Source organism: Citrobacter sp. wls714, from assembly GCF_005281025.1.
Classification (GTDB): domain Bacteria; phylum Pseudomonadota; class Gammaproteobacteria; order Enterobacterales; family Enterobacteriaceae; genus Citrobacter; species Citrobacter werkmanii.
In genome coordinates this window covers 125808-143618 of record NZ_SZWZ01000029.1, presented here as the reverse complement: position 1 = coordinate 143618, position 17811 = coordinate 125808, and the positions used below count along the sequence as shown (strand labels likewise).

The window sequence follows — 17811 nt, the reverse complement described above, 5'->3', positions numbered from 1 at the left end:
AAATGCCATGCCAGCGAGAAACTGACCATTTTCGCTAAGCGCATCGCCTGGAGTTGTAACATTGTAAATTATGTTAATCAATTGAGCTTTGTTGATGTAGGACATCTATTTGTTCAAAAAACAACCATACTATTAAGTTGCACCATGGTTGGAAAGAGGAGGAACAAAGTATGGTTGTTGACAGACTGAGAACCGATCTTCTCAACAAATTGATAAACGCCCGTATCGAACTTGCCGCTTATCTGCTGTTGAGAAAAGCGAAAGGCTACATGTCAGTCAGCGAGAGCGATCGTCTACGTGATAATTTTTTTGTGCTGAATCGCGAACTGCACGAGCAATCACAGCTTCACGGTATGCATCTTGATCAGGAAGAGTGGAATGCCCTTCATCGTGCTGAAGGGGCGTTAGCCGCCGCCGCTGTTTGTCTTATGAGTGGACATCACGATTGTCCAACTTTTATTGCCGTTAACGCAGATAAACTGGAAAACTGCCTGACAACGCTGACGCTGAGCATCCAGTGTTTGCAATCTTATCCAACGCTGGAACACGTCTGAATCAGGGGGAGGGCGCTCCCCCTTTTCGTTAAGATTATGTAAATGTAGCGGGATAATTCCCCCTGCTGGCTACGCTTTATGCAGAGCCATTCAGGAGGTGTTATGCGTCAACTCTTTCTCTGTGCTATCCCACTTGCGCTATTTTCCTCTTATGCCGCCGCGGTAAAGGTGGAGGTGCTGCAAACCAAACTTGATCACCCGTGGTCGCTGGCTTTTTTACCCGATAATCGCGGTATGTTAATTACGCTCAAAGGCGGCCAGCTTCGACTCTGGCAGCCTGATAAGGGACTTTCCGACCCGCTGACCGGCGTACCTAAAGTCTGGGCGAATGGTCAAGGAGGATTGTTGGATGTGGCGTTAGCGCCTGACTTTGAACGATCCCGGCGAGTGTGGCTCAGCTTCGCTGAAGCCGACAGTGAGGGTAAAGCCGGCACGGCGGTAGGTTACGGACGACTGAGCGACGATCTCAAACACCTGCAAGCGTTCCAGACCGTTTTTCGCCAACAGCCGAAGCTCTCAACCGGAAACCATTTTGGTGGGCGCATGGTGTTTGATGGTCATGGCTATCTGTTTATCGGCCTGGGTGAGAATAACCAACGTGCAACCGCCCAGGATCTAAATAAATTGCAGGGCAAGGTGGTACGTCTGACCGACGAGGGCAAAACGCCGCCGGATAATCCGTTTGTGAATCAGTCGGGGGCGCGGGCAGAAATTTGGTCGTATGGCATCCGTAATCCACAAGGTATGGCAATGAATCCGTGGAGCGATGCGCTGTGGCTCAATGAGCATGGTCCGCGTGGAGGCGATGAAATCAATATCCCCGCAAGAGGCAAAAACTACGGTTGGCCGATCGCAACCTGGGGGATTAACTATAGTGGTCTCAAAATTCCCGAAGCCAAGGGGCAAATTGTTGCGGGTACAGAACAGCCTATCTTTTACTGGGAAAAGTCACCGGCAGTTAGCGGAATGGCTTTTTACAATAGCGATACCTTCCCGCAGTGGCGGCAGAAGCTGTTTATCGGCGCGTTGAAAGATAAAGAGGTGATCGTGCTGAGCGTCAAAGGGAATACGGTCACTGAAGAGGGACGCCTGTTGCAGGAAAGGGGACAGCGGATCCGCGATGTGCGCGTCGGACCAGACGGCTATTTGTACGTGTTAACCGACGAGTCCGACGGGGAATTATTGAAAGTGAGTCCCTGAGCTGATTAACTGACCGGGATCATCACCACTTTTTGAAATGCCGGGCGTTCCGTCAGTTGCTGATACCAGCGTTCCAGGTGTGGACGCGGGGTCCATGTCAAACCAACGTTGAACAGGTTATAGACGAATGGCGCAATGGCGATATCCGCCGTGCCAAATTCCGCCCCGGAGAACCACGGCTGGTCCGCCAGCGCGTTATCCAGAATAGCAAACAGGTTATCGCAAACCTGAATACTTGCCTCAATGGCTGCCATGTCGCGTTGATCGGCTGGCGTTCTGACCAGACCAAATAAGATGACCCGGTGCGCAGGACTCAGCGTCTGGTTCGCCCAATCCATCCATTTTTCGCCGACGGCACGCGCGGCAGGTGCCTCAATCCACAAACGCTTTTGCCCGTACTGCGCCGCCAGATAACGGACAATGGTATTGGATTCCCACAGGACAACGTCTGTTTCATCATCGCGTAGCAGTGGGACCAACCCGTTCGGGTTCATCGCCAGATAGTCGGCATCGCGGTTACCGCCATGCTGCCCGCCTGCCAGAATTTGGTTATACGGCAGTTCCAGTTCTTCGAGCGTCCACAATACTTTTTTTACGTTGGTCGAGTTATTGCGACCCCACAGTGTAATCATAGTAACCCCGCAAATTAATTGAGCAGCTTCATGGCTGCAGATACCCTCTGACTCGCTCACATGGTGGGGTAAACCTAATATTTACGCAACAACGTCTAAAAAAATCGTGCCAGGGGCAGCGCTGCGCGGCGTTATTGCATAAACTTTAAAAACTTTACCAACTTACGGTTTCTTTAAGCTCGTTAGTGCGTTATTACTCACCGCACTTATTTTACACGTCATCCATCAGACTTTTTCTGCAATGGGTTGGCCGAGATTGTCTGGCCAGTTTTGTGTAAACACGGTGTGGTATGACGTGGTTTTTTAGAATGGATACTCGGGTGGCATTTATGACGCAATACTTCTCTTCACTTCGCAGCTTTGCTGCTGGTTCTGCACTCTTAATCCTTTTGGCACCGACCGTACAGGCGGCGGAGCAACCCACGGCTCCTCCGAGCGTGGACGCGCGTGCATGGATCCTGATGGATTACGCCAGCGGCAAGGTGCTGGCGGAAGGTAATGCTGATGAGAAACTGGATCCTGCCAGTCTGACCAAAATCATGACCAGCTATGTGGTCGGTCAGGCGCTGAAGGCCGGAAAAATTAACCTCAACGACATGGTCACCGTGGGCAAAGATGCCTGGGCGACCGGTAATCCGGCCCTGCGCGGTTCGTCGGTTATGTTCCTCAAACCTGGCGATCAGGTTGCGGTATCCGATCTGAACAAAGGCGTTATCATTCAGTCTGGTAATGATGCCTGTATTGCACTTGCTGATTACGTTGCCGGGAGTCAGGAGTCCTTCATCGGTCTGATGAACGGTTACGCGAAAAAACTGGGACTGACCAATACCACGTTCCAGACGGTGCATGGCCTGGATGCGGCAGGGCAGTTCAGTACCGCGCGTGATATGGCGTTGCTCGGCAAGGCGTTAATCCACGATGTGCCCGAAGAGTACGCTATCCACAAAGAGAAAGAGTTTACCTTTAATAAAATTCGCCAGCCGAACCGCAACCGTCTGTTGTGGAGCACCAATCTGAACGTGGACGGAATGAAAACCGGTACCACGGCGGGCGCGGGTTATAACCTCGTCGCTTCCGCGACCCAGGGCGATATGCGTCTGATCTCCGTCGTGCTGGGGGCGAAAACCGACCGTATCCGTTTTAATGAATCAGAAAAACTGCTGACCTGGGGCTTCCGCTTCTTTGAAACCGTTACGCCGATTAAACCGGATGCCACCTTCGTGACTCAGCGCGTCTGGTTTGGCGATAAGAGCGAAGTCAATTTGGGGGCTGGGGAAGCGGGTTCGGTAACTATCCCGCGCGGTCAGCTTAAGAACCTGAAAGCCAGCTTTACGCTAACCGAGCCACTGTTAACCGCGCCGCTGAAAAAGGGGCAGGTTGTGGGGACTATCGACTTCCAGTTGAACGGTAAATCTATCGAGCAACGTCCGTTGATGGTGATGGAAGCAGTGGAAGAGGGTGGTTTCTTTAGCCGGATGTGGGATTTTGTGATGATGAAGTTCCACCAGTGGTTTGGCGGCTGGTTCTCTTAATCTAATCGATTGCCGGATGGCGCTAACATCGCTGTCCGGCAGTATCATCTAGTACAACAGCTTTATGCGTTGCGCCTTGGCGTATTCCACAAACTCATCGTCGGGGCGGCTGTCACTGATGATGGTATCAAAACGTTTTAATTCCCCCATCCTCGCAGGACGTACCTTCCCAAACTTGCTGTGGTCGACCACCAGAACGTGATGCTGCGCCATCGACATTGCCCAGTGTTTCACCGCTAATTCTTCCAGATTAAAGCAGGTCGCGCCTTTCTCAATGTGCACGCCTGCCGCGGAATAAAAGGCGATATCCGGGCACAGATTATTCAGTGTTTCCTGAAAATCGAGCGGTTTGAAGATGGCGTTACTGGCATGAAATTCCCCGCCACATAGAATGACGCGACACTGCGGTTTTTCCTGCAATACCAGAAACGTATTTAGCGAGTAGCAGATTGCGGTGAAAGGCAGTTCATTGTCGATAGCCTCAATAATCCACGGCGTGGTCGTGCCGCAGTCGAAAAAGATGGTCTGATGCGCCTGCACGAGGCTTGCCGCCTGCTGTGCGGCACGGCGCTTTTCATCAACCAGACGGGATTTTTGATCGCTGATTAAATAGTGGTTGGCGCTGCGGGGCTCCAGAACAATATAGCCCCCGAGTAAGACGACAGGCGCATTGTTATTATTCAGGTCGCGACGAATGGTCATCTCAGATACGCCCAGCAGCGTCGCGGCTTCTTTGAGGTGTAATTTATCGCTGCGTTTCAGCGCCTGTAGCAACTGACCAATACGCTCGTCGCGTCGAGTTTCCATAGTTCCCCTGGAGAGTAGTATAAGTGCTCGTATTGCGCCTAATACTACTCTTTTTACCGTGGGTTAGTCACGCACCCAGCCTTTACGGATGGGCAGAGCGAAACAGGTGCGATAGCAGGTCTGCAAGCCGAAGTAAAGGGGCGCGCCGAACCGTTGCCAGATCATCTGGGCGCTCAGGCAGCCGATCAGCCCAGCCAGGAATCCGCCCAGCATATCCAGCGGCCAGTGTACGCCAAGGTATACGCGCGACCAGGCAATCGCCACGGCGACAACCATCAGCAGCGCGCCAGTCCACAGGCGATGCCAGAACAGGAAAGCCAGAGCAAAAGTAAAGATAACCGTGCCGTGATCGCTCGGGAAAGAGTCATCCGCCGCATGGTGGAGGAAGTTGTACCCGATGTGGTTAACGAACGGACGATCGTGGGGGAACAGATGCCCCATCAGCCATGAAATAGTCAGGCCAACTGCCAGCGCTATCGCCATTTTTATGACCAACTGGCGCTGGAGAGTAACCTGAGCGCGCGGTCCCCAAAGCCAGAGAATAACCGCTAACAGCGGGACAATGGTGATTAAATCTTTGGCAATAAATATGGCGAGCGAGATAGCCCATTGCGCAGAGTCCGGCGTTGCGTTGATCAGGTAAAACAGCGAATTATTAAGATTTTCCAGCATAACGTCCAGACTCAGTGTACTCGTTAAAAGGCCCATAGGGGGAGAGCATAAAATTGCTGTTACAGGATAAAAAGCGGTCTTGTCTTATTTGTCTGCTAAATGACTATTTTTAAGACAATTAATGAGACCTATTAAGCATGATAGCGGCCTCAACTTAAATTAACCTTAAAGCAAAATGTTCTTGAGCAAATGAATGTAAAAATGTGCGCATTTTGCTTTCAAATCACATAATTCACTATCACCGGTACGGCGCATTTATTACACTTTGCGCGTTTTTTCATTTGCTAAGAGACTGCATGCAAAACCGTTTATCTTCAGGCGCCCGGTTGGGGCGTCAGGCATTACTTTTCCCTCTCTGTCTGGTGCTTTACGAATTCTCTACTTATATCGGTAACGATATGATCCAGCCCGGAATGTTGGCGGTGGTGGAGCAATATCAGGCCGGATTAGACTGGGTACCCACTTCCATGACTGCCTATCTGGCGGGTGGCATGTTTTTACAGTGGCTGTTAGGGCCGCTGTCGGATCGTATTGGTCGTCGCCCTGTAATGTTAACCGGCGTGCTCTGGTTCATTGTGACCTGCCTTGCGACTCTGCTGGCACAGAATATTGAGCAATTTACCTTTCTGCGTTTCTTGCAGGGGATAAGCCTGTGCTTTATTGGCGCGGTGGGTTACGCCGCCATTCAGGAATCCTTTGAGGAAGCGGTGTGTATAAAAATTACCGCGCTGATGGCAAACGTGGCGCTGATTGCGCCGCTGCTGGGACCGTTAGTTGGCGCGGCCTGGGTACATGTTCTGCCGTGGGAAGGGATGTTTATCCTGTTTGCTGCTCTTGCAGCTATCTCCTTCTTTGGCCTGCAACGCGCGATGCCGGAAACGGCGACCCGGCTTGGTGAAAAGCTGTCCATTAAAGATCTGGGTAAAGATTATAAGCTGGTGCTAAAAAATGGGCGTTTTGTTGCCGGCGCGCTGGCATTAGGTTTTGTCAGCCTGCCGTTACTGGCGTGGATTGCCCAGTCGCCGATTATTATCATCAGCGGTGAACACCTCAGCAGTTACGAATATGGCCTGCTGCAGGTGCCGATTTTTGGGGCGCTGATTGCCGGTAATCTGGTGCTGGCGCGTCTGACTTCGCGCAAGACCGTGCGTTCGCTGATTATCATGGGTGGCTGGCCTATCGCCGTCGGACTGGTGATTGCCGCGGCGGCCACGGTAGTGTCATCCCATGCGTATTTGTGGATGACGGCGGGTTTGAGTCTCTATGCGTTTGGCATTGGCGTGGCGAATGCGGGGCTGGTCCGCCTGACGTTGTTTGCCAGTGAAATGAGTAAGGGGACGGTTTCTGCCGCTATGGGCATGTTGCAGATGCTGATTTTTACCGTCGGTATTGAGTTGAGCAAACATGCTTATCTGCTGGGAGGAAACGGCTTGTTCAGCCTGTTTAATCTGACAAGCGGCGTACTGTGGCTGATATTGATGGTTATCTTTCTGAAAGATAAACGGGTAGGGAATTCCCGGGAAGGCTAAAGCCCGGTTGCCCGGGCCTGACGAAACTTAGTGATGGTCGTCAATCTGATGTTCGATAACCATCCCTTCACCTACGCTGGCAACATGTCGCGCATAGGGATGTGCGCGATAGACAGGTGCCGGGGCGGGTGTTGGAGCAACATACACTGTTTGTGGCGCGGTCGTCACGTTGACCGCCTGCGGAACGCTGACGGAAGAGGGCACGACCACCACTTTATAACCGCTTGGTACATCCACGGTAACGCTTTGCGCAAATGAAGTCCCCGCAAAACCCAGCAACAATGTTGCTATCAGTACACTTTTCTTCATGATCCGCTCGCCTGAAGTAATCACTGGAGGTAATAATCCAGTGGGGTTAATTTGAGGCGGATTATGAATAGATCATATCATCATTTTGTTGCCGTCTGTGCTGAGGCGTTAATGCGTAAACGGCGCTTCGTTTTTTAATACGCGGTCGATAACATCCAGCACACCCTCTTCGTTGTTCGATCCCGCGCGATATTTTGCCGCCTGGACAACCGGTTCGTGAGCGTTGGCCATTGCGAAACTAAATCCCGCCTGACGCAGCATCTCAATATCATTTCCGCCATCGCCAAACACAACAACCTCGTCGTCGCTAATATTCCAGCGTTGTTGCAGCAGGCGCAGACCGTTTGCCTTATGCACACCTGGAATAATTAAATCGATGCTGCCGTAGCCGGTATGCACCGGTACCATGATATCGCCAATTGCCTCATGGAGATCAGCCTGCACCTGCGGGATACGGTCGTCTGAAATATTCAGCCCGAATTTGAAAAAAACGTCGTTGAGATTGTCAAAATTATCTACAAATTCAAGACGATGATAGTACATGGCGGAAACGGATTTATGCTCATCGCTGTATTTTTTGAGCGTATAGGCGCTGTTTTTACCGCAGGCGATAATGTCGATGTCCGTACGGGTCAACAGATGATCCACGATGGCCTTGAAATCGTCTTTTGCCAGTTCACCGTTAAAAATATCTTTCCCTTCACTGACTACCCAACCGCCGTTTTCAGCGACAAATGAGATTTCATTGGCCAGTTCAGGGAAAAAGGAGATGAGCTGGTAATACTGATTGCCGCTGGCGACGACAAAGCGGATCCCTTGTTCTTTCATTTGATGGTATTGCGCCATAAACCGCTCACGGTTATAGGTTTTTTGGTCGCTTAAAAATGTGCCATCCATGTCGACCGCAATTAATTTGATGCTCATTAGCTGTTCTCCATCACAGGGGTATTTTTGAGATCCGGTTTCGCCACCGCTTTCGCGACAATGGCGGCGATAAGCACCAGCGCCAGCACCACCAGCATAGCGCTGCGCAGGCCGTAATGTTCACCCAGATAGCCCAGCAGCGGCGGCCCTACCAGGAATGCCAGGTAGCCGGTGGTCGCTACAACGCTGACGCGGGCTGGCGCATCGGGACCGGTGTCGCTGGCTGCTGAAATGGTCAGCGGGAAGCCGAGCGATGCACCAAGCCCCCACAGAATAACGGAAACACCCGCTACCCATGTGCTATCGACAAAAATAATCAGACTGATGCCAAGCGCCCCCATCAGCGCGCTGGCACGCACCACCGCGACGCGGCTGTAGCGGTCGATAAACCAGCCGCCGGTGAATCGACCCACGGTCATACCCAGCGTAAATCCAGCATAAATCAGCGAGCCTGATGTCGGGCTAAATCCGTGGCCATCCACCATCAGCAGCGGCAGCCAGTCGTTGGCCGAACCTTCAGCAAACGCCATCGCCAGCACCACGACGCCAATCAGCAGCAACTGGATGTCGCGATAGAAAGGCACGCCTTTTTCGCTGGAGTGAGCGCCGTCAGAGGCATTCTTACCCGTGCCGTCTGGAATGGCCTTGATGGCGATAAAGACAGGAGTGATTGCCACCATTGCCGCCAATAAAATATGTACGGTCGCAGGCACGCTGAAGGCGGTAAGCATCATCCCGACCCCGGCTCCCGCCAGCGTTCCCAGACTGTAAAAACCATGCATCATCGGCAGCACGGTCTTGTTCATTTCGCGCTCAACTGCCGCGCCTTCGACGTTGATGGCGACTTCCGCCGCGCCAAAGCTGGCGCCAAACACGCCCAGGCCAAACGCGAAAAGCCATGCGGAATGCAACCATAGCGCCGCGCTGAGGATAGCCATCCCGAGGACTGCACAGGACATGGTGGTGCGGATCACTTTACGCGTGCCAAATCGTTTCACCAGCCAGGCCGAACAAAGAATGCCACTCATCGAACCAATAGAGAGTCCAAACAATACCGCGCCCATTTCGGCAGTGGAGATGGAGAGGATATCTCGGATGGCAGGAGTACGCGTTGCCCAGGAAGCCATTAGTAATCCGGGTAAAAAGAAAAACGTGAAAAGCGCCCAGGTACGACGTCTTAAGGCTTTGCGTGGTGAGGTGCCTGTCATGAATTCGAACCAAAGAAAAGAGGGAAGAAGACAACATTAGCAAGACTGTGTACATTTGTACACAAACGCAAGGTGAGGAAATGCAGTGCGACGCGCGAACGATCCGCTACGGCGGGAAAAGATAGTTCAGGCCACCCTGGCGGCGGTAATCGCCTACGGTGTCCATGGGGTTACGCACCGAAAAATCGCCATGATTGCCGGGGTACCGCTGGGTTCAATGACCTATTACTTTTCGGGAATAGATGAGCTTTTAATGGAGGCGTTCGGGCGCTTTACTGACACGATGTCTCAGCAGTATCAGGCTTTTTTTGCCGACGTTGCGGATGCGCAGACAGCCTGCCATGCCATTACCGAGATGATTTACAGCTCCCAGGTTACGACGCCCGATAATATGGAACTCATGTACCAGTTGTATGCTTTCGCCAGTCGCAAACCGACGTTGAAAATGGTGATGCAAAACTGGATGTTACGCAGTCAACAAACGCTGGAACAGTGGTTTGAACCGGTAACTGCGCGGGCGCTGGATGCATTTCTCGAAGGAATGACGCTGCATTTTGTTACCGACAAAAAACCGCTGTCGCGGGAAGAGATTCTGATGATGGTGGAGCGTATTGCCGGATTGCCGCAGAGATAAAATCATCAAAATGGTTTGTCGAGGCGGGTAATGGCCTGACGTAAAAAATCAACGACTTTCACCGCCTCTGTAGTCAACGGTCGGGCGGCTTTTTTTACCGTCCCGACATCCATATAAGTAATAAAATCATCAATCGTTCTGTGCATGACGCGCAGACCATCCAGTGACCACGGGCGATACACCAGGTCGGATAAAATAGTTATTCCTCTGCCTTTTGCAACCAGGCTTCTTATTGCTTCAAAAGAGTTGCTGCGAAAACTGATATTGGGCGTATAGCCACGCTGCTGCCAGTAATCGATGATTACGTCAGGGTACTTATCTGTTTCCAGCAGTAAAAATGGTAGCTTCTCGACGTCTATTAAACGGATTGATGCTTGGCTCTGTAGCGGATGCCCAATAGACGTCCACAGGCGGCGCTGTGAACGAATAAATGTTTCGATCTCCAGGTCGTTATCATGGCTGATATTTGAGGTCAGAAGCAGGCAAAAATCGACCTTGTGTTCCCGTAGCGCCTGTACCAGTTCCGGTGCAGTAGCTTCATAAAACACGATCTCCAGCAAAGGGAAACGTCGTTCAATATCGTTGAGTATATCGGGGATAAGATAGGCAGAGAGCGTTTCGGCAATGCCTATGCGCACCGTGCCGGTGAGAATTTCACTCCTGTCATGCAGGGCGGCAATAGCCGAGTGGCTGCTGTTGATGATGTTGCAGGCATGTGCCAGAAAGCGCTCGCCCTCGGCGGTGAGCTTCACGCCTTTGGGGTAACGTACAAATAGCTGCACGTCTAATGCTTCTTCCAGATTCCGCATGGCAATGGTCATTGATGACTGAGAAATATGACAGCGCGCAGCAGCTTTGGAAATTTGTAATGTTTCTGCAAGTGCGATGTAAAACTCAAGTTGCCTTAGCGTAAATTTCATAGTTTTAATCTATGCAGATGGATAAAAACGTTATATTAGCATTCATTCTCACGCCGCCGTAGCCTTGTGGTCATACCGTACAACTGGCAATAAGGCGCAAATATGCCCTATCTTTTACTCAGTCTGGCTGCCTGTTTTTGGGGTGGGAATTATGTGGTTGGTCATCTATTAGTCGCTGAAGTTGATCCCATTGTTTTATCAGCGGCACGCTGGATATTTACCGCGTTATTATTGATGGCGCTCTATTTTCGTCAGGTCGCAGAGCAATGGCCGGTGATGAAAACATCCTTGGGTACCATCGTCTTCCTCGCACTTTGTGGTCAGGTTCTTTTCCCCTTAACGCTGTATATCGGCCTGCAATATACAACCTCGCTCAATGCGGCGATTTATATGTCCACGACTCCGGCGCTCGTTCTGTTAATCAATAAGTTCTTTTTTAAAGAGCGGATTTCTGCGCGAAATATAGCAGGTGTGATCCTGAGCACTGTTGGTGTTATCTGGCTGGTGTCGCAGGGCGATATGATACATACGCGGGTATTTGCACATCTGAATCAGGGCGATGTCTGGACCATGGGGTCGGCGTTAAGTTGGGCCGTATATTGTTCCTTTTTGCGCATTAAACCGCGTGAGGTGAAGGGAAACGCCTTTGTCGCCGTGAGCGCGATGCTCGGTGCGATGGTGCTTATTCCGGTACTGGCTGTGGAGTTGATGCGTAATGGTATGCCGGGCTGGGATAGCTATGCCAATACAGGCGTTATTACTGGGCTGGCATACCTTGTTATTTTTCCTTCCTGGCTGTCATATCTGTTATGGAACAAAGGGATTAGCGCTATTGGCGCAACCCGCGGAGAGATCTATTCGCACTTGATCCCACTGAGTGGCGGATTATTTAGCGTTATGTTTTTGCACGTCACCCTGCATTCATATCATCTGGTGAGCGCGTTGGTTATTATGTGCGGTATAGCATTGTGTTCCCGCCCGAGTGCAAAAAAAGGCTCGCAGCAGCGCACGGCGTGAAAAGCGGGTAAATTAGCTTACGGTTGTGCCCCCGGTAATATTTACCACCGTGGCGGTCATTGCTCCAGCATGGTCTGAAGCCAGAAAGGTTGTAACCTCAGCGATTTGTGCCAGCGTAGGCAGGCGTCCGATCATGGTGCCTTGTGCTGCACCGCTTAACCATTGTTCGACGGTTAAACCCATTGACTGCGCTTTCGCGGTGAAAATCTCCCCGGTATAGGAACCGGCCGCTACCCCATCCATAATCGCATGCGAGCGCACGCCGACGACACGAATGTTTATGGGGCCCGTCTCGCTGGCAAGCGCTTTAATAAATGCTTCTGTTCCTGCACAACCGACGATATGGCCGAGATGCCCAGGCATCGCCATCGGGGCTGCGGGAGCAACGATGGTGAGAATGACGCCAGCTCGATTGCCGCCCATGTGTGGCGTTACGGCTTTTGCGATATTGAACTGCGCCGCAAGGAAAGGGGTGATCCCACTCATAAACTCAGAGAGGGATAGTGCGTCGATGCGCTTGCCCTGTTCATGCATAAAGCCGGTCGCGTTAACCACCACATCAATTCCACCGATTTGCTGTACCAGGCGGGTAACTTGTGTTGAGGTGTCGTGCTCGTCGAGCACATCGGTGATAAACGTATCGACGGTACCCCCCGCCATTCGCAGGCGACTGGCCGCCCAATCAAGCTTTTCCTGACAGCGAGCGCCCAGGTATACATGAGCACCTTCGCGCGCCATCGCCTGTGCAACCGCGCTACCAATAGCGCCGCTGCCGCCGAAGATCACCGCAACCTTTCCAGTAAGCAACATAGTAAACTCCCGTCACCTTTAAGCACCGATTAAAAGTATGTGCCATAACCGGTGTGCTGCAAATTTGGGGAGGAATTATGGGGAGAAGGGGGGATAGCAAATTTCAGGCAACAAAAAACCCATCAACCTTGAACCAAAACGGCGGGGTTGATGGGCTCCACAAATTGGGGACATCAAAGAAAAGCAGTGGCAATAGTTATGACTGACACCTTGAAGAAAAGTTCTGCTGAACTGCAAAAAATTTTCGTTTAAGGGTGATTTTCAGTGCTAACCAAGGCCTGGCCAGACAATGACGATGAGTGTCCCCGCCAATGTCAGCAGAACGTTGGCAATGGCGTAGGTGCCAGCATAGCCTAATGCCGGGATGTTGCTGCGGGCCGTGTCGCTGATGATTTCCATTGCCGGAGCGCAGGTACGCGCGCCCATCATGGCGCCAAACAGCAGGGCGCGGTTCATGCGCAATACGTAAGCGCCAAACAAGAAACAAATAACAACCGGAACCAGGCTCACAACCAATCCGGCAATCAGCATTTGACCACCAACGGCGCCAAGGCCATTGCCAATGCCGCTACCTGCGCTCAAACCGACGCCTGCCATGAATACCATCAGACCAAACTCTTTCACCATGTTCAGCGCGCCCTGCGGAATATAGCCAAACGTTGGATGGTTGGCACGCAGGAAGCCGAGCATAATCCCGGCGAACAGTAATCCAGCCGCATTCCCAATACCGAAGCTGAAATTACTGAACTGGAAAGTGATCATCCCAATCATCAGACCAATGATAAAGAAGGCGCAGAAGGCCAGCAGATCGGTCACCTGACTGTGAATGGAAATGAAGCCGATACGATCTGCGATCGTTTTAACGCGACGAGCATCGCCGCTAACCTGCAACACGTCACCTTTATTGAGCACGACGTTGTCATCGATAGGCATTTCGATCTGGCTGCGGATCACGCGGTTGAGGAAACAGCCGTGGTCGGTCAGCTTCAACTGGGCCAGGCGACGGCCAACGGCATTGTGGTTTTTCACCACAATCTCTTCAGTGACGATACGCATATCGAGCAGATCGCGATCGAACACTTCTTTGCCGTTACGGAAACTGGGATCGAGGCGGGCATGCGCGTCTGGATAACCAACTAAGGCTATTTCGTCGCCCATTTGCAGCACTGCGTCACCGTCCGGGTTGGCCAGGATGCCGTTGCGGCGGATGCGTTCAATGTAGCAGCCGGTCTGACGATAAATACCCAGTTCGCGCAGATTCTTACCATCAGCCCATGCCACCAGCTCCGGGCCCACGCGGTAGGCGCGGATCACCGGCAGATAAACCTTACGGTTGGCGTCAGTGTCCAGACCACGCTCACGCGCAATTTGTTGGGCGCTGGTTTGCAGGTCCTGATGTTGAAGTTTTGGCAGGTAGCGCGCACCGACAATCAGACTGACCAGTCCAATCAAATAGGTGAGGGCGTACCCCAGACTCAGGTTATCGAGGGCGGTGGAAAGCTGTGAGCCTGCCATTCCGGAATGGCGCAAGGTATCGCCTGCGCCGACCAGCACCGGCGTGGAGGTCATCGAACCGGCCAGCATACCCGCCGTCAGGCCGATGTCCCAGCCAAATAGCTTACCCAGCCCCAGGGCGATCAGCATTGCGCTACCGACCATCACCAGAGCAAGCATTAGATAATTTTTCCCATCGCGAAAAAAAATCGAAAAAAAGTTGGGGCCGGCTTCGACGCCGACACAAAAAATAAACAGCATAAAGCCGAGATTTAATGCGTCGGTGTTAATACTAAAGTGCTGCTGACCTAATAATAGGGACACCACTAAAACGCCAATGGAATTACCGAGTTGGACTGAACCCAGGCGTAATTTACCCAGGCAGAGGCCCAGAGCCAGGACCACAAATAATAACAGGATGTAATTCCCATTTAACAAATCTGCGACGTTTATATTCACTGAGGCTAACTTCTTGTTTACTAGTAAGCTATTGAAAGAAATGGCAATTTACGCTAATGTTTTTGCCAGAAATTAAGGGGCGACAGCACCGCACACAGCCCCGATTAATGCAGCATAACAATATATGCGGATAGTTTAATCTCATTACGTATCAACGGCTATAAGAATCGTGTGGGTGTGTTTTTGGCATGGAATGCCGAGTTACTTTATCTGACTGGACGCCTGCGGGCGAAAAGAGTGTTCGATAGAGAATGTGTCAGGAGGAACGATTGAAACATAAGCAAAGTTGGGCGGGGGCGATCTGCTGCTTTGTGCTCTTTATTGTGGTGTGCCTTTCATTGACGCTAAACGTGAAAGGGGCATTCAGAGCGGCAGGGCATCCTGAGGTCGGGTTGTTGTTTTTTATCTTGCCTGGTGCTGCAGCAAGCTTTTTCTCCCACCGTCGGGAGGTGCTCAGACCTCTTCTGGGTGCAATGTTGGCGGCGCCATGCTGTCTGTTGCTAATGCGGTTCGTTTTTATGCCGACGCGTTCATTGTGGCAAGAACTGGCGTGGTTATTCAGTGCGGTGTTTTGGTGCGCGCTTGGCGCATTGTGTTTTTTGTTTATCAGTAGCTTGTTCAATCAGCATCAACGACGGAAAAAGAACTGATCACGCCCTCCAGCGGAGGGCGTAGAAACTGCTATCAGGCGAACAGATTCATATTTTCTTTTGCCCACGCCTCAAAATCCGTGCATCCGCCGATGTGTTTTTGATCAACAAAAATCTGCGGAACGGTTTCTACTGGCTTACCTACCGTCTTTTCCAGATCGGCTTTCGTAATACCTTCGGCATGGATGTCAATGTAGCGGAAGTTAAAATCGTCATGCTCATTGCTTAATTTTTCTGCTAATTCTTTTGCGCGCACGCAATACGGGCACCCTGGGCGACCAAAAATAACGGCAAACATCTCTCTCTCCTCGAACTTATCAGGCCGGATGGCGAATACTTATTATGATGCCGCGATTTGTGACGGATGGAAAGCAGGTTCGGCCTGTTGCTTTGATATCCTCAAGCTATAACTGTTAAACACGACGAGCCGGAACGTTTTATAATAAAAGCCATTTCGCCGGGAGGTCGCTTATGCGCACCATTGGTGTATTACCGAAAAGCGTATTGATGCTGGAAATAATGGGGATGGTTTTGTTATCGCTGGCGCTGCTGTCGCTTAATGATTACCTGACCTTACCCGCGCCGCTTAACAGCCCGTTAGCCTGCGTGGTGATGATATTTCTGGGCGTACTGCTGATGTTACCCGCCGCAGTGATGTTGATGTGGCGCATTGCTCAACTGCTGGCGCCGCAGCTCCTGTCGCGCGCTCCCGACGATTCTTCCCGTTCAGACAGAGAAAAAAGAGATGACGCCAACCATTGATTTAATCCGCAGCCACCGTTCCATTCGCCATTTTACCGATGAAGCTATTTCTGACGCACAGCGAGAGGCAATCATTGCCGCCGCTCAGGGCACCTCAAGCTCCAGTTTTTTACAGTGCACAACGATTGTTCGGATAACCGATAAAACTCTGCGTGAATCGCTGGCTACCTTATCTGGCGGTCAAAAGCATGTGGCGCAGGCCGCTGAATTCTGGGTGTTTTGCGCTGACTTTAACCGTCATTTGCAGATTTGCCCTGACGCGCAGTTGGGGCTGGCAGAGCAACTGCTGCTGGGCGTGGTTGATACGGCGATGATGGCGCAAAATGCGCTGACGGCGGCAGAATCGCTGGGACTTGGCGGTGTGTATATTGGTGGGTTGCGTAACAATATTGAGTCGGTCACGGAATTATTGAAATTGCCGCAGCACGTTCTGCCGCTGTTTGGTTTGTGCCTTGGCTGGCCTGCGGATAACCCGGATATCAAGCCGCGCCTGCCCGCGTCGCTGGTGGTGCACGAAAACCAGTATCAGCCGCTCGATACAGATGTTTTGTCGCAGTATGACGAACAGCTTGCGCAGTACTATCTGACCCGCGGCAGCAATACGCGTCGTGACACCTGGAGCGATCACATTCGTCGAACCATCATCAAAGAAAGTCGTCCCTTTATCCTGGAATATTTGCATAAACAGGGATGGGCCACGCGCTAAAGATTTCAACCCAGTGTATGATACGCCTGCTTTTACCAGGTCATTGAGAGGTACAGGGTGAAAATTGCCATTTTGTCCCGGGACGGAACGCTCTATTCTTGTAAGCGCCTGCGTGAAGCGGCGATGCAGCGCGGTCACCTGGTTGAAATTATCGATCCGCTTTCTTGCTATATGAACATCAGCCCGGCGGCGTCATCTATTCATTACAAGGGCCGCCAGCTTCCCCATTTTGACGCGGTGATCCCACGGATTGGTTCAGCGATTACCTTTTATGGTACGGCGGCGCTGCGTCAGTTTGAAATGTTGGGTAGCTATCCGTTAAATGAATCGGTAGCGATTACGCGCGCGCGCGATAAGCTGCGTTCGCTGCAGTTGCTGGCGCGTCAGGGGATTGATTTACCCATCACCGGGATTGCTCACTCCCCGGACGATACCAGCGACATGATTGATATGGTTGGCGGCGCGCCGCTGGTGGTGAAACTGGTTGAAGGCACACAGGGGATCGGCGTGGTGCTGGCGGAAACACGGCAGGCCGCGGAAAGTGTCGTGGATGCGTTTCGTGGGCTGAATGCTCATATTCTGGTTCAGGAATATATCAAAGAAGCGCAAGGGCGGGATATTCGCTGTTTCGTGGTGGGTGACGAGGTGGTGGCTGCCATTGAACGCCGTGCGAAAGAGGGCGATTTTCGTTCTAATCTCCATCGCGGCGGGGTTGCTACGATTGCGAATATCACGCCGCGCGAAAGAAAAATTGCGCTCAAAGCCGCTCAGACCATGGGGCTGGATGTTGCTGGTGTTGATATTCTGCGTGCAGAACGTGGGCCGCTGGTCATGGAGGTTAACGCTTCTCCGGGTCTGGAAGGGGTCGAGAAAACCACCGGGATAGACATTGCCGGCAAGATGATCCAGTGGATCGAGCGCCATGCTACGCCTGAATTTTGTCTTAAAATCGGCGGCTAAACACAATATAGATTGCGATCGTGGTATGACAC

The 17811-nt window shown here is 51.8% G+C and carries 20 protein-coding genes; 10 read left to right on the top strand and 10 right to left on the bottom strand.

The features are described from left to right. The first annotated feature begins 170 nt into the window (after nt 1-170). Together bssR and FDX11_RS06440 are read left to right on the top strand one after the other, a co-directional pair. Nucleotides 171-554 carry a biofilm formation regulator BssR gene (gene bssR, locus FDX11_RS06445; RefSeq protein ID WP_038639191.1) on the top strand — a complete coding sequence of 128 codons (384 nt, stop codon included), beginning with the start codon at nt 171-173 and terminating at the stop codon, nt 552-554. A gap of 102 nt (nt 555-656) precedes the next feature. Further along, nucleotides 657-1754: a PQQ-dependent sugar dehydrogenase gene (locus tag FDX11_RS06440; RefSeq protein WP_137361325.1), complete on the top strand. Its 1098-nt coding sequence runs from the start codon at nt 657-659 to the stop codon at nt 1752-1754. A gap of 5 nt (nt 1755-1759) precedes the next feature. Here FDX11_RS06440 and FDX11_RS06435 read toward each other — a convergent pair whose 3' ends face one another. After that, nucleotides 1760-2386 (bottom strand): glutathione S-transferase family protein, encoded by a 627-nt coding sequence (locus tag FDX11_RS06435; protein ID WP_061381890.1) that lies wholly within the window; start codon nt 2384-2386, stop codon nt 1760-1762. Between the two features lie 329 nt (nt 2387-2715). Here FDX11_RS06435 and dacC point away from each other — a divergent pair, with 329 nt between their 5' ends. Beyond that, nucleotides 2716-3918 carry a serine-type D-Ala-D-Ala carboxypeptidase gene (dacC, locus tag FDX11_RS06430; protein WP_137397671.1) on the top strand — a complete coding sequence of 401 codons (1203 nt, stop codon included), beginning with the start codon at nt 2716-2718 and terminating at the stop codon, nt 3916-3918. A gap of 48 nt (nt 3919-3966) precedes the next feature. Here the strand turns inward: dacC and deoR are convergent, their stop codons facing one another. Next, nucleotides 3967-4725, bottom strand: a complete 759-nt coding sequence (gene deoR / locus FDX11_RS06425; RefSeq protein ID WP_042309541.1) for a DNA-binding transcriptional repressor DeoR — start codon at nt 4723-4725, stop codon at nt 3967-3969. Nucleotides 4726-4788: 63 nt separating this feature from the next. Further along, nucleotides 4789-5397 (bottom strand): undecaprenyl-diphosphate phosphatase, encoded by a 609-nt coding sequence (ybjG, locus tag FDX11_RS06420; protein ID WP_061381889.1) that lies wholly within the window; start codon nt 5395-5397, stop codon nt 4789-4791. A 296-nt stretch (nt 5398-5693) separates the two neighbouring features. Between ybjG and FDX11_RS06415 the strand changes: the two genes are divergently transcribed. After that, nucleotides 5694-6926, top strand: coding sequence for an MFS transporter (locus tag FDX11_RS06415; RefSeq protein WP_137397644.1), 1233 nt, complete (start codon nt 5694-5696; stop codon nt 6924-6926). Nucleotides 6927-6953: 27 nt separating this feature from the next. On the opposite strand, the gene FDX11_RS06410 is transcribed toward FDX11_RS06415, so the two are convergent. The 3 genes from FDX11_RS06410 to FDX11_RS06400 form a co-directional block, all read right to left on the bottom strand. Then, nucleotides 6954-7235, bottom strand: coding sequence for a hypothetical protein (locus FDX11_RS06410; protein ID WP_061381887.1), 282 nt, complete (start codon nt 7233-7235; stop codon nt 6954-6956). Between the two features lie 108 nt (nt 7236-7343). Beyond that, nucleotides 7344-8159, bottom strand: a complete 816-nt coding sequence (locus FDX11_RS06405) for a Cof-type HAD-IIB family hydrolase (protein ID WP_137397643.1) — start codon at nt 8157-8159, stop codon at nt 7344-7346. After that, nucleotides 8159-9367: an MFS transporter gene (locus FDX11_RS06400; RefSeq protein WP_137397642.1), complete on the bottom strand. Its 1209-nt coding sequence runs from the start codon at nt 9365-9367 to the stop codon at nt 8159-8161. Before FDX11_RS06400 ends, FDX11_RS06405 begins: the two co-directional genes overlap by 1 nt. Nucleotides 9368-9452: 85 nt before the next feature. Here FDX11_RS06400 and FDX11_RS06395 point away from each other — a divergent pair, with 85 nt between their 5' ends. After that, a complete protein-coding gene (locus FDX11_RS06395; protein WP_137366234.1) occupies nt 9453-10001 on the top strand; it encodes a TetR/AcrR family transcriptional regulator in 549 nt (182 codons plus the stop codon). A gap of 5 nt (nt 10002-10006) precedes the next feature. Here FDX11_RS06395 and FDX11_RS06390 read toward each other — a convergent pair whose 3' ends face one another. Continuing rightward, nucleotides 10007-10921 carry a LysR family transcriptional regulator gene (locus FDX11_RS06390; protein ID WP_137366235.1) on the bottom strand — a complete coding sequence of 305 codons (915 nt, stop codon included), beginning with the start codon at nt 10919-10921 and terminating at the stop codon, nt 10007-10009. Between the two features lie 102 nt (nt 10922-11023). Here FDX11_RS06390 and FDX11_RS06385 point away from each other — a divergent pair, with 102 nt between their 5' ends. Next, nucleotides 11024-11938, top strand: a complete 915-nt coding sequence (locus FDX11_RS06385) for a DMT family transporter (protein ID WP_061381884.1) — start codon at nt 11024-11026, stop codon at nt 11936-11938. 12 nt (nt 11939-11950) lie between these two features. Here FDX11_RS06385 and FDX11_RS06380 read toward each other — a convergent pair whose 3' ends face one another. Together FDX11_RS06380 and FDX11_RS06375 are read right to left on the bottom strand one after the other, a co-directional pair. Next, nucleotides 11951-12748: an SDR family NAD(P)-dependent oxidoreductase gene (locus FDX11_RS06380; protein WP_061381883.1), complete on the bottom strand. Its 798-nt coding sequence runs from the start codon at nt 12746-12748 to the stop codon at nt 11951-11953. A gap of 267 nt (nt 12749-13015) precedes the next feature. Continuing rightward, nucleotides 13016-14701, bottom strand: a complete 1686-nt coding sequence (locus FDX11_RS06375) for an aspartate:alanine antiporter (protein ID WP_042309524.1) — start codon at nt 14699-14701, stop codon at nt 13016-13018. Between the two features lie 269 nt (nt 14702-14970). On the opposite strand from FDX11_RS06375, the gene FDX11_RS06370 reads away from it, so the two are divergent. Next, nucleotides 14971-15351 carry an inner membrane protein YbjM gene (locus tag FDX11_RS06370; RefSeq protein WP_061388467.1) on the top strand — a complete coding sequence of 127 codons (381 nt, stop codon included), beginning with the start codon at nt 14971-14973 and terminating at the stop codon, nt 15349-15351. A gap of 34 nt (nt 15352-15385) precedes the next feature. On the opposite strand, the gene FDX11_RS06365 is transcribed toward FDX11_RS06370, so the two are convergent. After that, nucleotides 15386-15649, bottom strand: coding sequence for a GrxA family glutaredoxin (locus tag FDX11_RS06365; RefSeq protein ID WP_016152408.1), 264 nt, complete (start codon nt 15647-15649; stop codon nt 15386-15388). A 173-nt stretch (nt 15650-15822) separates the two neighbouring features. On the opposite strand from FDX11_RS06365, the gene FDX11_RS06360 reads away from it, so the two are divergent. The 3 genes from FDX11_RS06360 to rimK are packed head-to-tail and all read left to right on the top strand — an operon-like array spanning nt 15823 to nt 17779. After that, a complete protein-coding gene (locus FDX11_RS06360; protein WP_061381882.1) occupies nt 15823-16113 on the top strand; it encodes a YbjC family protein in 291 nt (96 codons plus the stop codon). Further along, nucleotides 16097-16819, top strand: a complete 723-nt coding sequence (gene nfsA, locus FDX11_RS06355; RefSeq protein WP_069323237.1) for a nitroreductase NfsA — start codon at nt 16097-16099, stop codon at nt 16817-16819. Before FDX11_RS06360 ends, nfsA begins: the two co-directional genes overlap by 17 nt. A gap of 57 nt (nt 16820-16876) precedes the next feature. Next, complete coding sequence (rimK, locus tag FDX11_RS06350) at nt 16877-17779, top strand: 30S ribosomal protein S6--L-glutamate ligase (RefSeq protein WP_038639233.1); 903 nt, start codon at nt 16877-16879, stop codon at nt 17777-17779. Nucleotides 17780-17811 lie beyond the last annotated feature (32 nt).

Bases quoted from the DNA above. Each gene is read 5' to 3' on its own strand.
- deoR (WP_042309541.1), bottom strand. From the start codon at position 4,725: ATGGAAACTCGACGCGACGAGCGTATTGGTCAGTTGCTACAGGCGCTG.
- FDX11_RS06405 (WP_137397643.1), bottom strand. From the start codon at position 8,159: ATGAGCATCAAATTAATTGCGGTCGACATGGATGGCACATTTTTAAGC.
- ybjG (WP_061381889.1), bottom strand. From the start codon at position 5,397: ATGCTGGAAAATCTTAATAATTCGCTGTTTTACCTGATCAACGCAACG.
- FDX11_RS06360 (WP_061381882.1), top strand. From the start codon at position 15,823: ATGCGCACCATTGGTGTATTACCGAAAAGCGTATTGATGCTGGAAATA.
- bssR (WP_038639191.1), top strand. From the start codon at position 171: ATGGTTGTTGACAGACTGAGAACCGATCTTCTCAACAAATTGATAAAC.
- FDX11_RS06400 (WP_137397642.1), bottom strand. From the start codon at position 9,367: ATGACAGGCACCTCACCACGCAAAGCCTTAAGACGTCGTACCTGGGCG.
- FDX11_RS06385 (WP_061381884.1), top strand. From the start codon at position 11,024: ATGCCCTATCTTTTACTCAGTCTGGCTGCCTGTTTTTGGGGTGGGAAT.
- FDX11_RS06415 (WP_137397644.1), top strand. From the start codon at position 5,694: ATGCAAAACCGTTTATCTTCAGGCGCCCGGTTGGGGCGTCAGGCATTA.
- FDX11_RS06390 (WP_137366235.1), bottom strand. From the start codon at position 10,921: ATGAAATTTACGCTAAGGCAACTTGAGTTTTACATCGCACTTGCAGAA.
- FDX11_RS06435 (WP_061381890.1), bottom strand. From the start codon at position 2,386: ATGATTACACTGTGGGGTCGCAATAACTCGACCAACGTAAAAAAAGTA.
- FDX11_RS06410 (WP_061381887.1), bottom strand. From the start codon at position 7,235: ATGAAGAAAAGTGTACTGATAGCAACATTGTTGCTGGGTTTTGCGGGG.
- nfsA (WP_069323237.1), top strand. From the start codon at position 16,097: ATGACGCCAACCATTGATTTAATCCGCAGCCACCGTTCCATTCGCCAT.
- FDX11_RS06365 (WP_016152408.1), bottom strand. From the start codon at position 15,649: ATGTTTGCCGTTATTTTTGGTCGCCCAGGGTGCCCGTATTGCGTGCGC.
- FDX11_RS06380 (WP_061381883.1), bottom strand. From the start codon at position 12,748: ATGTTGCTTACTGGAAAGGTTGCGGTGATCTTCGGCGGCAGCGGCGCT.
- dacC (WP_137397671.1), top strand. From the start codon at position 2,716: ATGACGCAATACTTCTCTTCACTTCGCAGCTTTGCTGCTGGTTCTGCA.
- FDX11_RS06440 (WP_137361325.1), top strand. From the start codon at position 657: ATGCGTCAACTCTTTCTCTGTGCTATCCCACTTGCGCTATTTTCCTCT.